This window comes from Flavobacterium limnosediminis JC2902 (assembly GCF_000498535.1).
GTDB classification, from domain to species: Bacteria; Bacteroidota; Bacteroidia; order Flavobacteriales; family Flavobacteriaceae; genus Flavobacterium; species Flavobacterium limnosediminis.
The window spans coordinates 136,418-152,062 of sequence record NZ_AVGG01000003.1; the positions used below are offsets into that span (position 1 = coordinate 136,418).

Annotated in this window: 12 protein-coding genes; 7 read left to right on the forward strand and 5 right to left on the reverse strand. The window is 41.5% G+C overall.

Going from position 1 to position 15,645, the window contains the following annotated elements:
- Positions 1-72: 72 nt before the first annotated feature.
- Entirely contained in the window at positions 73-834 is a 762-nt protein-coding gene (locus FLJC2902T_RS05195) for an exodeoxyribonuclease III (RefSeq protein ID WP_035677341.1), read from the reverse strand.
- Between the two features lie 195 nt (positions 835-1,029).
- Here FLJC2902T_RS05195 and FLJC2902T_RS05200 point away from each other — a divergent pair, with 195 nt between their 5' ends.
- The 4 genes from FLJC2902T_RS05200 (at position 1,030) to FLJC2902T_RS16370 (ending at position 7,289) form a co-directional block, all read left to right on the forward strand.
- A complete protein-coding gene (locus FLJC2902T_RS05200; RefSeq protein WP_023578724.1) occupies positions 1,030-2,838 on the forward strand; it encodes a GNAT family N-acyltransferase in 1,809 nt (602 codons plus the stop codon).
- Positions 2,839-2,864: 26 nt separating this feature from the next.
- Positions 2,865-3,266 carry a DUF805 domain-containing protein gene (locus FLJC2902T_RS05205; protein ID WP_023578725.1) on the forward strand — a complete coding sequence of 134 codons (402 nt, stop codon included), beginning with the start codon at positions 2,865-2,867 and terminating at the stop codon, positions 3,264-3,266.
- 285 nt (positions 3,267-3,551) lie between these two features.
- Positions 3,552-7,010, forward strand: a complete 3,459-nt coding sequence (locus FLJC2902T_RS05210; RefSeq protein WP_023578726.1) for a T9SS type B sorting domain-containing protein — start codon at positions 3,552-3,554, stop codon at positions 7,008-7,010.
- Between the two features lie 102 nt (positions 7,011-7,112).
- Positions 7,113-7,289 carry a hypothetical protein gene (locus FLJC2902T_RS16370; RefSeq protein WP_023578727.1) on the forward strand — a complete coding sequence of 59 codons (177 nt, stop codon included), beginning with the start codon at positions 7,113-7,115 and terminating at the stop codon, positions 7,287-7,289.
- 3 nt (positions 7,290-7,292) lie between these two features.
- Here FLJC2902T_RS16370 and FLJC2902T_RS05215 read toward each other — a convergent pair whose 3' ends face one another.
- A complete protein-coding gene (locus tag FLJC2902T_RS05215; protein ID WP_023578729.1) occupies positions 7,293-7,916 on the reverse strand; it encodes a 2OG-Fe(II) oxygenase in 624 nt (207 codons plus the stop codon).
- Positions 7,917-8,008: 92 nt separating this feature from the next.
- Here FLJC2902T_RS05215 and FLJC2902T_RS05220 point away from each other — a divergent pair, with 92 nt between their 5' ends.
- Complete coding sequence (locus tag FLJC2902T_RS05220) at positions 8,009-8,458, forward strand: 6-pyruvoyl trahydropterin synthase family protein (protein ID WP_023578730.1); 450 nt, start codon at positions 8,009-8,011, stop codon at positions 8,456-8,458.
- 165 nt (positions 8,459-8,623) lie between these two features.
- Complete coding sequence (locus FLJC2902T_RS05225) at positions 8,624-9,382, forward strand: UDP-2,3-diacylglucosamine diphosphatase (RefSeq protein ID WP_023578731.1); 759 nt, start codon at positions 8,624-8,626, stop codon at positions 9,380-9,382.
- Between the two features lie 5 nt (positions 9,383-9,387).
- On the opposite strand, the gene FLJC2902T_RS05230 is transcribed toward FLJC2902T_RS05225, so the two are convergent.
- From FLJC2902T_RS05230 to FLJC2902T_RS05240, 3 genes are all read right to left on the reverse strand, one after another.
- A complete protein-coding gene (locus tag FLJC2902T_RS05230) occupies positions 9,388-9,846 on the reverse strand; it encodes a hypothetical protein (RefSeq protein ID WP_023578732.1) in 459 nt (152 codons plus the stop codon).
- Positions 9,847-9,947: 101 nt separating this feature from the next.
- Entirely contained in the window at positions 9,948-11,273 is a 1,326-nt protein-coding gene (locus FLJC2902T_RS05235; protein ID WP_035677344.1) for an HTTM domain-containing protein, read from the reverse strand.
- Positions 11,273-12,208: a bifunctional riboflavin kinase/FAD synthetase gene (locus FLJC2902T_RS05240; RefSeq protein WP_023578733.1), complete on the reverse strand. Its 936-nt coding sequence runs from the start codon at positions 12,206-12,208 to the stop codon at positions 11,273-11,275. The genes FLJC2902T_RS05235 and FLJC2902T_RS05240 overlap by 1 nt, the downstream gene beginning before the upstream one ends.
- A gap of 171 nt (positions 12,209-12,379) precedes the next feature.
- On the opposite strand from FLJC2902T_RS05240, the gene FLJC2902T_RS05245 reads away from it, so the two are divergent.
- Positions 12,380-15,622 (forward strand): reprolysin-like metallopeptidase, encoded by a 3,243-nt coding sequence (locus FLJC2902T_RS05245; RefSeq protein ID WP_023578734.1) that lies wholly within the window; start codon positions 12,380-12,382, stop codon positions 15,620-15,622.
- Positions 15,623-15,645: the final 23 nt, after the last annotated feature.

Genomic DNA, 15,645 nt, shown 5'->3' on the forward strand with positions numbered 1-15,645 from the left:
TCTTTTTTGACGAGACAAGAAAAGATAGAACGTCCCGATAGCTATCGGAAAGCGGGAAACAGCTCCTGAAAGCTATTCTATTTCCACCAGTACCGGACAATGATCAGAATGTTTGGCTTCCGGTAAAATCACGGCACGTTTTAAACGGTTTTTCATGGGTTCGCTCACCAGATTGTAATCGATTCGCCAGCCCTTATTATTTCCTCTCGCTCCGGCGCGGTAACTCCACCAACTGTAATTGTGCGGCTCCTTGTTGAAATGACGGAAGCTGTCCACAAAACCGCTTTTCATGAAATTGTCCAGCCAGGCGCGTTCTTCGGGTAAAAATCCGGATACTTTTGCGTTTCGGATGGGATCGTGAATGTCGATTGCCTCATGACAGATGTTGTAATCGCCACCGATAATCAGATTCGGAATCTCCTTTTTCAGGTTGTTGATGTACGCCTGAAAATCGTCCATGTACTGAAACTTGTGATCCAGTCGTTCGATGTTGGTCCCGGATGGCAAATACAGGCTCATCACCGAAAAATCATCGAAATCGACTCTCAGATTACGCCCTTCCTTATCCATGTAGTCGATTCCGGTACCGTAGACCACATTTTTCGGCTGTACTTTCGATAAAATCGCCACACCGCTGTATCCTTTCTTTTCGGCCGGAAACCAATAATGATAAGGATAACCGGAAAGTTCGATGTCCAGGGTAGGAATTTGTTCGGGTGTCGCTTTGATTTCCTGCAGGCAAATCACGTCAGGATCAGCACTTTGCAACCAGTCGAGAAACCCCTTTGTTATGGCCGCACGTATTCCATTGACATTGTAGGATATAATCTTCATTCTCAGATAATCTTTTTCCCAAATGTATAGAAAAAACAATCATATTTAAAACACAACCCTCAATTACTTATAAACAATTAGTCTTCAAACAAATAACAATGAAACCATCAGATTTTACATTTATACTTCACAAACATTTTAACGATTAGAGTATTATTGCTATCTTTGTTTTTCGCTCAAAAAAACCAAAACTAAATGGGTTTAGTCACCGCTAAAGAAGTTGCAAAAGCAATAAATGCTGATAAATACGGTTTTTTAGGAACCTTTTCAGGCTGGTTACTGATGAAGGCGCTTAAAATATCGACACTCAACAAAATTTACAATAGGAACAAGCATTTAAAAGATGTTGAGTTCCTGAATGCCATATTGGATGAATTTCAGATCAAGTTCGAGATTCCGGAAGCCGACCTGAAACGATTGCCCAAAGACGGTGCTTACATTACGGTTTCCAACCATCCGCTGGGCGGAATTGACGGTATTTTACTTTTAAAATTAATGCTCGAAAGGGAACCGAATTTCAAAATCATCGCCAATTTCCTGCTGCACCGCATCGAACCGATGAAACCGTACATCATGCCGGTGAATCCTTTCGAAAACCACAAAGACGCTAAGTCAAGTGTTATCGGCCTTAAAGAAACGCTTCGTCATTTAAGTGACGGAAAACCATTAGGAATGTTCCCTGCCGGCGAAGTTTCCACCTACAAAGACGGCCAGCTGGTGGTAGACAAACCCTGGGAGGAAGGCGCTATCAAAGTCATCCGCAAAGCACAGGTTCCGGTGGTTCCGATTTATTTCCACGCCAAAAACAGCCGCTTGTTTTATTTCCTTTCCAAAATAAACGACACACTGCGTACGGCTAAATTACCTTCAGAATTACTGACACAAAAAGATCGTGTAATTAAGGTTCGTATCGGAAAACCAATTTCCGTGGCCGAACAGAACGAATACGAATCCATAGAAGCATATTCCGAATTTTTACGCAGGAAAACATACATGCTGGCCAATCCTTTCGAAACCGAAAGCAAACTGTTGCCAACGCCAAACTTAAAACTTCCCAAGAATCCGAAACAGATTGCCAAACCGGCCAATCAGGACAAAATTCTGGAGGAAGTCACTAGCATCAGAAAAGGAAACTATCGTCTTTTGCAAAGTAAAAACTACGAGGTTTTCTTTGTCACAGCCGATAAAATCCCGAACATACTTCATGAAATCGGGCGTTTGCGTGAAATTACCTTCCGTGAAGTGGGCGAAGGAACAAATGAAGCCATCGACCTGGATCAGTACGACAATTACTACCACCACATGTTTTTGTGGGATGACGACACCCAGCAGATTGCAGGAGCCTACCGTATGGGATTAGGTACTGAAATTTATGCCAAATACGGCATCAATGGTTTTTACCTTCAGGAATTGTTCCGCTTTGAACCGGAACTGTTTGACATGATGAGCAAATCCATCGAAATGGGACGCGCGTTCATCATCAAGGAATACCAGCAGAAACCTATGCCATTATTCCTGCTTTGGAAAGGAATCGTACACACGACCTTACATTATCCGGAACACAAATTCCTTATCGGCGGGGTGAGCATCAGCAATCAGTTTTCGGAATTTTCGAAATCACTGATGATTGAATTCATGAAATCGAATTACTACGATCCGTATATTGCCCAATACGTACATCCTAAAAAGGAGTACAAGGTAAAATTAAAAGACGCGGATAAGGACTTTATTTTTGATGAAGCCGAATCCGATCTGAACAAATTTGACAAAATCATTGACGAACTGGAACCGGGAAGCTTGCGTTTACCTGTACTGATTAAAAAATATATCAAACAGAATGCCCGAGTGGTTGCCTTTAATGTAGATCCTTTATTTAACAATGCCGTTGACGGATTGATGTATATCCGTATCGCCGACATCCCCGAAAGCACCATGAAACCGGTTATTGAAGAATTTCAGGCAGAATTGGAGCGTAAACTTGCGGAAAAAGGAGAAAACATTTAACCATCTACAACCAAAACAAAAAAAGTATGAAGTACTATTTAGAAGTATTGAAAAAGTATGCCGAATTCAGCGGAAGAGCAAGAAGGAAAGAATATTGGATGTTTCTTCTGTTCAATATGATTTTTGCAGTAGTAGCAATGATTCTTGATAACCTATTTGGAATCGCTTTTGGAAATATTGGTTATGGACCTCTATATATAATTTATGCGATTGCAATGTTTATTCCAGGATTAGCAGTAGGCATAAGAAGATTACACGACATTGGAAAAAGCGGCTGGATGACATTAATTGTGTTTATTCCGCTTATTGGCCCAATCTGGCTATTAGTATTATTGGTTTCAGAAGGAGACAGAGGAGCCAATAAATACGGAAAAGATCCAAAATATTTTGGTGACGAAATAAACGAAATAGGTATTCCGCAAGAATAAATAAAAACAAAGCCCCGAAATTCCGGGGCTTTTTCATATAAAAGAGAAAAACAACACCCCTATTTCTTTTTCAACCCTGTTTTCCTTAGCAATTTAAATCCCTACGTATTTCACGGATTCAACAAAAACGAACACATCTGAAATACTAAACTTATAATTTTAAATTACAAGTTCTTAAAACGCGCACAACAAGCCCACAATAATAAAATAATATTTTTAAACAAAAACAAAAACTGTCGTGATATTCTCCTATTTTTGTGAACCCTAAAAAACAACCACCACAAAATGAGATTATTACTCCTTTTATTACTGATTGGCTACAACATAGCGAATGCCCAATTAAGCAAAAAACACTGGATACCTCCCATTCACGCAAGAGGAGGGGAAAACTATGTCGCAGACCATTATGTTTATCTGTCAACACCGGAACCAATCCCTTTTCAGGTTAACATTACCACTGGTGACGGAACCCCACTTTCAGGCTCTCCTTTTACAATTTCAAGCGGAAACCCGGCTAGGGTCACCGTAGGAAACAGTCAGCCTTCTGCAATTTTCATCGCACCCAGTGATCTTAACATAGTTAAACAAAACAAGGGCTTGATATTAGAAGGAAGCAAAGAGTTTTATGCAACTTTTAAAGTCCGGGCAGACAATCATGCGGAAATCTTAGTTGCAAAAGGTTACCAAGGAATCGGAACCGAATTCAGGCTTGGCAGTTTACCCCAAAACATGGATGGCAGTCTCAGGAATTTTTTCGCCAGTTTTATGGCTACCGAAGACAATACAACGGTAACACTTTCCGATTACGACCCATACGTTGAATTTCAAGTAAACGGAACCACTATAAGTCCGGCCACACAAACCTTTACCGTAGACACGGGAGAGACGGTCACCGTTTCAGGTTATGCTAATATCCTTCCAAATTTAACCGGTTTCATAGGTGCATTGCTAACATCAGACAAACCCGTTGCCGTAAATACCGGAAATGCGCTTGCCGGAATGTCAGACCCTAATGACGGGCAGGATTTTACCTTTGATCAGATTGTTCCAAAAGAAGAAGTAGGCACGGAATATGTTGTTGTAAAAGGTAACGGAAGTGACAATGTAGAACATCCCTTAGCCATCGCAACAGAAGACAATACTGATATTTTCATTAACGGTTCAACAACAGTTTACACAACCATCAATGCGGGAGACTATGTTCTGATTCCTGCGTCAATGTACCAGGGAACGAACAATAAAAACATGTATATCACCTCATCCAAACCCATATACATGTATCAAATACTGGGTGGTTCTCAATCAGATGCAACATCTGGTTTGAATTTCATCCCCCCTTTAAGTTGCTTTTTTCAGAAAACCGTGGATCTTATACCAAGTATTAATGCCATAGGCCCATTCACATACAACAGCGAAATCATTGCATTAACCTACACCGGCTCAACCGTAAAAATAAACGGAAACAACATTACGGCACTACCGGAACCTGTTTTAGGCAATCCGCAATGGGTTACCTACAGAATTCAGGGGTATACCGGAAACGTAAAAGTTGAATCAACTGGACCGCTAGCAGCCGGTTTGTTCGGTTCAGGTGGCAATAACGGCGCCGTTGGGTTTGCGGGCTACTATTCCGGTTTTGGGTCAGAACCCAGAGATACAGATGTCACGGTCTGCTCTAATACAACAACCGACCTGTTCCCGAAAATTGAAGGAAATCCCGATCCGGGTGGAGTATGGACACCACCACTAGCCAGTGGTACAGGTGTTTTCAATCCAGACGTTGATATGCCGGGAGTTTACAATTACAATTTTACCGGGCTGTGCGAAATTGTAAATGTTCAGGTTACCGTTTCCATACAACAGGCACTGAATCCGGGAAACAACAACCAAAGAGAGGTTTGCATAAATGATTCCTCGTTTGATTTGTTCGCACTGCTTGGATCTGGCGCAAGTACCGGCGGAACATGGTCTCCCGCCTTGGCCAGTGGGACCGCTATTTTTAATCCTGCTGTAGACGTATCTGGCACCTACACCTATACACTGGCTCCGGACAATGCCTGTACAGAAGTTTCCGCCACCGTGGAAGTAACGGTGAACCCAGTACCAACAGTTGCACCGATTACCGATTATATCATTTGCGACGATGCTCTAGACGGTGACGACGCTAATGGATTTGCACTCTTCGATTTCAACACAAAAACAACCGAAATCCTGAACACACAAACAGGAATTCAGGTTAGCTATCATGTAAACCAAAATGATGCCGACAGCGGAGCAAATCCTCAAAACACATTACATACTAACAACAGAATAGCATACGTTCGTTTAACAAATACAGCAACGAACTGCTACATCACATCATCTTTTAATCTGATTGTAAATCCCATTCCGGTAATGAACAGCAGTGTCACCCTAAAACAATGTGATGACAATCAGGACGCCATTACTGGCTTCAATCTTACCGAGGCAAACGGACTGATCAGTACAGATCCGAATGTTCAGTTCAGTTATTTTACATCCAATATTAATGCAACTACAAACGCAAACCCGATAACCAATTATACGAATTATACTTCCGGAGGCGAAATCATCTGGGTAAGAGTAACCAATCCCAACGGATGTTTCAAGATCGCAACCACAACCCTGATCGTTTCAGCCACTCAGATAACCGTTTCCAACATGCAAACGCTGAATGAATGCGACACATACATCGATGCAAACGATCCGGATAATGATGGTTACGCTTATTTTAATTTTGACACGGCAACAGCGGCGATTTTAAATTCATTCGTGAACAACCAGAATCTGACCGTTACCTATTACGAAAGTTTAGCCGATGCTCTGACAGAAGAAAATGCGGTTACCGGAACTACCGCAAACCCGTACAGAAACATCATTGCTGATGCACAAACTCTTTACATTAGGGTTGACAGTAACATGAACAATGACTGTGTCGGATTAGGACCGTTTTTAAACCTTGTCGTAAATCCGATTCCGAAAACAGAACTGGGTGATAACTTTACACTTTGTTTAGACCCTACAACCGGTTTAGGTTCTCAAAACATCGACGCCACACCTTCAAATCCGGGAAATTTCAGCTATTCCTGGACCCCGACAAATCCTGATGTCGACGCAAACGGAAACCAAAATGCCGTTTTCAATGTGGCACAGGCAGGCACCTATTCCGTTGTGGTAACAGAAACCACCACCAACTGCAGCAATACAGACACCATTACCATTGACGCCTCCTCAGAACCCCTTTCCGTAACGGCAATTCTCATCTCACCATTGTTTTCAAGTGGTCTTGCCACCATACAGGCTACGGCTCAGGGAGGTTACGGAACATACGAATACAGCATCGACGGAAGCTACTGGCAATCAAGCAACACCTTCTCAGGACTTACCAACGGGGAGTATGTCATTTCTGTAAGAGACACCGCCAGCTGTGGCGTAACGGTTTCAAATACTGTTTACACCGTCACCTACCCGAATTTCTTCACTCCCAACGGCGACGGTTTTAATGACACCTGGAAAATTGACAATTTACAACCCTCATACGAAGCTGTTATTTATATTTTCGACCGATACGGAAAACTGATCAAAGAAATCAGTCCGAACGGATCCGGCTGGGACGGTACTTTCAACGGGAATCAACTTCCTGCAACCGATTATTGGTTCAAAATCGAATACACGATAAACAACGCACGAAATCAATTCAGAAGTCATTTCTCCCTGAAACGATAACTAATTATAACCATATCAAAAATTAAAAACGGGACAGCTTCAACACTATCCCGTTTTTAATTAAATTTGATTTTCGTACCAATTCCGACATCCCAACAGAAAATGAAACCATTACTTCTTTTGCTTCAAAGCACAAACATCAATGAAAAAATAAACAATGCTCCGGATTCCGGTTATCAGATTGGAGTATTCATAGGAACTTTTCTGCCTTTTGCCGTTTTGGCCGGCATTGCCTACTGGATGTATTACCGCGCCAAAAAAAGAGAAAACAAACCATGACGATTATCTCGTTTTCAGCCAACCGGTAATACTCAATCGCGGTTGACGTACCGGCTTGACCTCATGCTCAAGAACCTGGCTTTCAAATATCACCATTCTTCCCTGAACCGGTACAATATTCAACTCGGTTTCCTGGTCGCCCTCGTTTTGATAAATTGTAAGTTCGCCCCCAAAATCCATCTGCCAGTGTTCTTCATTCAAATAACAAACCATTGAAAGTTTACGGCGACTGTCATTTTGGAAAGTATCCAGATGACGCTTATAAAAAGTCCCCTCAGGGTACAACGCATAATGAAATTCTTTGTCCTGAATCCCTAAAAAACAAGTCCGGTTCAGATAGTTTACAAAATCATTGATGCGATCAAAATATACGGTTTCGGCTTCATCCGCATTTACTTCATCCAGCCAAAGAATAAAATCACCGCGAACGGCATCTACAATCTGCTCATTTGCCTGATTCCCTATGGCCGATTTTTTAAAATTGTTTTCTTCAAACTTTTTCAAGAGATTTTTTCGCAATAAGACAACCTCTTCAGTCGTAAAAAAATTATCGGCAATACTGTATTTTTGACGCATCAGATCATCAATAATCTGCTCGTATTTCGGATTGATTTCAAAATCACTCATAAACTTCAAAATTATACTTCAAAGATAAGATGAAAAACCCGAAATGTGTTGCTCGATTTTATTTACTAAATTTGTCCTCTAAATAAAGTACGATGAGCAACATCAGAATCACAAAACAATTTTCTTTCGAAACCGGCCATGCCTTATACGGTTATGACGGGAAATGCAAAAACGTTCACGGTCACAGTTACAAACTTTCGGTTACCGTAATCGGAAAACCCATAACCGACACGTCGAATGTAAAATTCGGAATGGTGATTGATTTCGGAGATCTGAAAAAAATCGTAAAAGAAGAAATTGTTGATGTTTTCGATCATGCAACGGTGTTTAATCAAAACACGCCACACATCGAATTGGCAAACGAGCTGAAAAACAGAGGACATCACGTTATTTTAGTCGATTACCAACCCACAAGCGAAAACATGGTGGTTGATTTTGCGGCGAAGATAAAAAGCCGATTACCGGATAATATTCAACTACATTCCTTAAAACTTCAGGAAACCGAGTCTTCTTTTGCCGAATGGTATCAATCAGACAATTGATTTTCAGCAACGGATAAAAAAAGTCACCTTTACAGCCGCTATCGAGTCACAAATACGGATTCGGAAGATGCTTTATAACATACATCTCTTTTAATTGACTTTAAACGAATCCGAATCGAAAAGTAATTTACATTCCCTATATTTGATACCTCATTTATTTTTTATATGAAACTCCCTGGAGCTAAGAAAGTTTATTTTGCATCCGATCAGCATTTTGGGGCGCCCACCGCTGAAAAAAGTTTTCCCAGAGAACAAAAGTTTGTAGCCTGGCTTGACGAAATCAAGAAGGATGCCGATGCCTTATTTCTTTTAGGCGACTTGTTTGATTTCTGGTTTGAATACAAAACGGTTATCCCTAAGGGCTTTGTGAGGGTTTTGGGTAAACTTGCCGAACTTCGCGACAGTGGCATTCCCATCTTCTTCTTCGTGGGAAATCACGATTTGTGGATGTACGATTATTTTGAAAAGGAACTGAATATACCGGTATACCATAAACCGAAACATTTCACGATTAATGGCAAAGAATTTTTTATCGGACACGGTGACGGATTAGGTCCCGGCGATGTGGGTTATAAACGAATGAAAAAAGTTTTTACCAACCCGTTTTCAAAATGGCTCTTCAGATGGCTTCATCCGGATATCGGAGTTAAATTAGCCCAATACCTTTCGGTGAAGAATAAATTGATTTCGGGAGACGATGACGTTAAATTTCTTGGCAAAGAAAACGAATGGCTGTACCAATACGCCCTGAAAAAACTGGAAACTAAACATTATGATTTTTTCGTATTCGGACACAGACATTTGCCCCTTGAGATTTTACTAAAAGGAGACTCCCACTATTTCAATCTTGGTGACTGGATAGGTTATTTTTCCTACGGCGTGTTTGACGGAACCAATTTTGAACTAAAACGATTCAATCACTAAAGGCGTCAGACGTCTGTGTAATGTTCCTTTTTCGGGATTTTTCCATGCCAATATTGCATCAGTAACAAACTGCCGACAAGAGAAGAAGCGATACCTTCAAACAGTAATCCGATGCAATATTCGTTAATACGGGCTTTTCCTCCTGCGAATATAAATCCATCGGAAAGCGAACTCAGATATTCTTCTCCACCGCGAGCGTGAATATACACCATTAACCCGAAAACGCTAAGAACCACACCAACTACACATGTCAGGATGCTAGCCATAAAATTGTTCATGTATTCGTAATTACCCTCTGCATAATTATCCTTAATGGTTCTGCTGGCACCATAAAGAACAATAAAAATATTAAAGAATCGCAAATACAACTGATCGGCCAAACCCAATACTTCCATTAACAGAAAATACAGTCCGATTCCAAGAAAAATAATAACCCCGTTTTTAAATTCTTTTCTGCTGAACATAATGGTAAATTTTTAAATTAAACAAGAAACCATTGGAAATACAAAAGACTAATTTCCAAACACTTACTAAGTTACAAAAATTTACGATACGAATTCAAAAATCACATTCCAATCGCTTTGCTGTCATCGGGAAGCAGCACCCAGTCATTGTGCCAAAAGTAATCCCAATTCACCGCTGCCAAATCCACTTTGGGGTCGATCAGGGGCTGCAATGGCTTTCTGTTAACGGAGACGTGGCAATTCACATAAACACTTACCTCGGTTCCTTTTTGCAGATAGTCCGCCTTGATACGTTGTGCCATTTGCCAGATCATATCCGGTTTGGCGGCCATCCCATGAAATTGTCTTTGTGACATATGCTTATCCACAGGATAATAAAGAAGATTACCGTTTTCTTTGTCGATTACCCGGAAGGTCACCAGTCCGTATCTGTCCCGCAACATCATGCGCCAGCTCAAACGATGGCCTTCTTCTGTCCACAAAACATCGCCTTTTATTAGCCAATGTCGCAGGGGCAAAGCCAGTTGAATCAAAAAATACGGAATAAACAACCAATAGAACACTGATTTGCCGGAAGCGACTTCAGTTCGAGGAACATCTGTCGGTTTGCGCTTAAAAAAAACAGCGCGGATAGACTCCGGCGGGTAGAAAAAAACAGCGAAACTCAAAGCAAAATAGGGGAATATTCCGATTTGAAGAAAAACGGAATTAAAAATATGGAACAAAAGCGAGGCTATAACTGCCAATGTCCGTGTGCGCTTCCAAAGCAGTAAAGGAACGATGAGTCCGTCAAAGGCAATACCGGCATAAGCGATAAACACATGAAACGTCGGATTCTGAAACACCTTTTCTATCTGAGGCAGGGTCTTAATTTCGGAAAACAAAATCCCTGTATAGGTACCGTCCAACCAATCGGGATAGAATTTGGCAACCGTTGCGAAAAAATAAACGATGCCCATTTGCAGTATCATCACCCAGGAACACCAGGCCGGCATGGACAGCCGCTTCAAACCCGGGTTTTGTTTTGCGTCTACCGAGGCATAGCTGTCGGCAGGAAGGAAAAGCATTATAAACGCTATGAGCAGCAACAAATAATAGTGATTGTTATAGGAGGTCTTCTGCATGAAATAAGCACCGGCCCAAAGTACGGTAAGCAAACCCAGACTCAAACGGTATCGGTAGCCCAGCATTACCATCAAAGACAAACACCCCATGACTACGAAATACAAATACATCCCGTATCCCGGTAGCGGCTGCAGCCACTCCAGACCAATGTGCGAAAAGGTAAATTCCGGTGAGATAAAATTTTCCCTGACCCATCCTGTTGCTATCGCACCAAAAGATTCGCAGGCAAAAAGGAATCCGAAAAATATTCTGAAAAGAATTAACGGAGCATTGTCTATAGGCCTGAACAATCGGGAAATCATTATAAAAAACGATTGGCAATATATGCAGTTGACGTATCCTGATCTTTCCCCAATTGCAATTTCAATTCATCCACCGAAGCAAACTTTTGTTCGTCACGGATTTTTTCATGAACTGCAATTGTGATTTTCTTTCCGTACAAATCCCGGTCAAAATCAAAAAAATGCGCTTCGATACTTTGCGTCGTACCCCCAACCGTGGGATTAACACCAATATTCATCATTCCGTAAACCGTTCTGTTATCGATTTCGGAAGAAACGATATAAACACCATTTTTAGGGATTAACTTACAAGCATCTTCCATTTTTATATTGGCTGTCGGGTAGCCGATAGTCCGCCCTAGTTTTCGGCCTTCGGCAACGATTCCGGAAAAGAAATAATCATATCCAAGGTATTGATTGGCCAAAACGATATTGCCCTGATCCAATGCTGTCCTGATTTTTGTGGAACTGACAGAAACCGCATCTACCTCCTGCGCCGATATCTGCTCGACTTCAAAATCATACTGTTCTCCAAACCGAATCAGATCTTCAATAGTAGCGGTTCGGTTTCTTCCAAAACGATGATCATATCCGATGATGATTTTTCTGATATTGAATTTATCCACTAAAATATTTTTAACGAATTCTTCAGCGGTAAGTTGCGAAAAAATCTGATCGAAAGGATGAATCACCAAATTATCAATTCCGGCTTTTTCAAGCAAAACTGCTTTTTCTTCAATCGTATTTAAAAGTTTGATTTCCGACTCGTGCTGCAGGACCATTCTCGGGTGCGGAAAAAAGGTAAGCACCAGACTTTCACAGCCCAGTTTTTTGCTCGAAGACGTTACCTTATCCAATATGCTTTGATGCCCTATATGAACGCCGTCAAAAGTACCTAAAGTAACAACGGTCCCTACTGACGTATTGAATTCCTGTATGGATGAAACTATTTTCAAGTGATAATGTTTGCGCAAAGGTAATTATTGTAATCCTATTACAAAAAAAAGATATACCATTGTTTTTAAATACCAACTCTCTTTCTAAAAATATATAAAATATAACATTTATGTTAAAAATGTAAAAAAAAATGTATTTTTGAAACCTTAACCGAAAATACTAACTAAAAAATGAAAAAAATCTTACTATTCTCATTTGTAGCTTTTCTGGGCACTTTAGCCTCGGAAGCACAAACTGAAAAAGTCTGGAAACCCAGTCCAGACCAAAAAATTGAGTCCTCAAAAAAAGTGAAACGATCCTCTTTTCCCTCGGAATACAAACTTTTTCAATTGGATCTTCAGTTACTCCGATCAACACTGAATCAAGCACAAAGCCGATTCGACAAAAACCCGAAAGGCATTATCATTTCAATCCCTAACGCGGAAGGCAATCTGGAACGATTCGAAATGTTCGAAGCCTCCAACTTTGACGCGGACTTACAGGCGCAATTCCCAAACATCAGAGCCTATGCAGGTAAAGGGATTGATGACAGAACCGCTCAAATCAGACTGAGCATTTCACCCGAAGGAATCCAAACCATGGTCTTCAGAAATGACAGGGAAAACGAATTCATGGAACCCTACTCAGCTGACGGAAAAATACATGCTGTATATACTTCCGACAGAAATAAAGGAGGATTACCTTTCACATGCACCACCGATGACAAAAAAATGTTCTCCGAATTAAAATCATCAGTCGAATCAAAATCAAGCTCCGGTAAACTTCTCAATTTCAGACTGGCCATGTCCTGTACAGGAGAATATGCCGCATATCACGGGGGAACTCAGGCTGCGGTTGTAACGGCATTCAACAACACGATGACAAGGGTAAACGGCGTTTTCGAAAAAGATTTAGCCATTCACATGACGTTAATCGCTTCCACAACAAACGTAATTTACCTCAACAGTGCCACTGATCCATACGGAAATACCGATGCCAACTATAACGCGAACTTACAAACCACACTGACCAATGTAATCGGAAATGCCAACTACGATATTGGCCATTTGGTTTCTGCAATCGGAAACAACGGAAATGCCGGATGTATAGGTTGCGTATGCGATAACGGAAAAGGAAGCGGTTACACTACGAGCACTGCTCCAATTGGCGACAATTTCGATATTGACTTCGTCGCTCACGAAATGGGACACCAGTTTGGGGGCAACCATACCTTCTCAAACAACAATGAAGGTGCCGGCGTGAACGTGGAAGTCGGATCAGGTGTAACAGTGATGGGCTATGCCGGAATCACTCCTTATGACACACATCTTCACTCCATTGACGTGTTCCATGCCGCGAACATCAATCAAATCCAAAACAACATGTTATCCAAAACATGTCCTACGGTCACCATATTAACACATGGCGCACCGGTAGTGAACGCTGGATTAAACTACACCATCCCGAAAAGCACACCGTTTATCTTAACAGGTTCCGCTACAGACCCTAACGGAGACACCTTGAATTATGTGTGGGAGCAAAATGATGACGGTAGTACACAAACAGCTGCCAACAGTGCTGCCCGCGCCAATAAAACAATAGGACCGAACTGGGTAAATTACGTTCCAAGTACCACACCATCAAGATATTTTCCTAAATTGAGTTCTGTCATTGCCAATCAGGCCACTACTGCAGGCTTAGATGTTGTTGCAGAAGCTTTGAGCTCTGTCGGAAGATCATTAAATTTCAGATTAACAGCAAGAGACAATAATGTTTTAGGCGGACAAACAGGTTATGATGACACTGTAGTTACTGTCAATGTGGTTGCCGGACCATTTACGGTGAACACCCCAAACACCTCTGTATCATGGAACGTAGGTACCAATCAAACTGTTACATGGGCCGTTGCAGGAACGACTGCAAATGGTGTGAACTGCAACTATGTAGATATTTATTTATCGACCAACGGAGGATTGACTTATCCGATTCTTTTAGCCAACAAAGTTCCGAATGACGGAACGGAAACAATAACAGTTCCTAACAATATCGGAACCGCAAACCGAATTATGGTAAAAGGAAACAATCATATTTTCTTCGATATTTCAAATACAAACTTTACCATAGCAGCACCAACCTCCTCCTTTGCTGTAGGCTACAATGGGGTTGCTGGCGAACAATTTAAATCCGCTTGTCAGGGCGCAAATCTTTCATATGTTATCGACTATAAAGCATTGGCAGGTTTCAGTGGCACTACCACTTTCAGCGCAACCGGAAACCCAGCAGGCTCAACCGTTAGCTTTTCCCCGACTTCCATGAGCAACACAAACGGAACCGTCACCATGACAATCAGCAACACTGCAGGAAGTACGGCCGGCATTCACAATATTATTGTCACCGCAACTTCTGGAGCCACAAGTAAAACTGTTCCGTTTTATTTTGAATTATTCAATTCAAACTTCGGAGCAATGTCACTATCCACACCGGCCAACAATGCCGTGGGGCAAAACGTAAGTCTGAACTTAACATGGGCAGCAAACAGCAATGCTTCATCGTATGATGTCCAGGTTGCTACAGATCCTGCATTCACGAACATCATCCGTTCAGGAAACTCCACTACGACCTCTTACAGTGTATCCGGTTTATCACAAGCTGCAAACTACTACTGGAGAGTGCTTCCTAAAAACGTTTCCTGCAGTGGGACTTATAGTACTGGCTTCAAATTCACAACCGGAAATTTGGTTTGCTCAACCACCAACTCCACTAATATCCCGATTACGGTTCCGGACAATGGAACGGGTACTTCTACCATCACCATTGCCGCCGGAGGAACAATTTCCGATGTAAATGTTACCATGAATGTAAATCACACATGGATTGGTGATACGGTAGGAACACTAACAAGTCCAACCGGAACTGTGGTTCAATTATACAACAGACCATGCGATTCAGGGTCGACCAATGCAAATATAAGTGCTACATTTGACGACTCAGGCGCTACTCCTATCTGTCCTGGAATTTCAGGGACTGTTACACCTTCGTCACCTTTATCCGCATTTAACGGACTGACTTCAACAGGGACATGGACCTTGAGGATAATCGATCAGGCAACTAACGACTCGGGAACCATAAATAGTTGGAGCTTAAACATCTGTACGGTACAAACGGCAGGAGTTGCGGAAAACAACCTTAAAAATTTCGTGATTTACCCCAATCCAAACAACGGTGCTTTTAATGTACAGTTCGAATCAACGTCAGGAAACGACATTAAAATTAATGTATATGACGTAAGCGGAAGAATTATCTTTGAAAAATCATATCCAAACACGGATATTTTCAATCAAAACCTGCAATTGAACAACCCACAAGCCGGTGTTTATTTAATCACGGTTCAGGACGGAAGCTACAAAACAACAAAACGGATTATTATAAAATAAAGAACCACAAAAAAAGCGTCAAA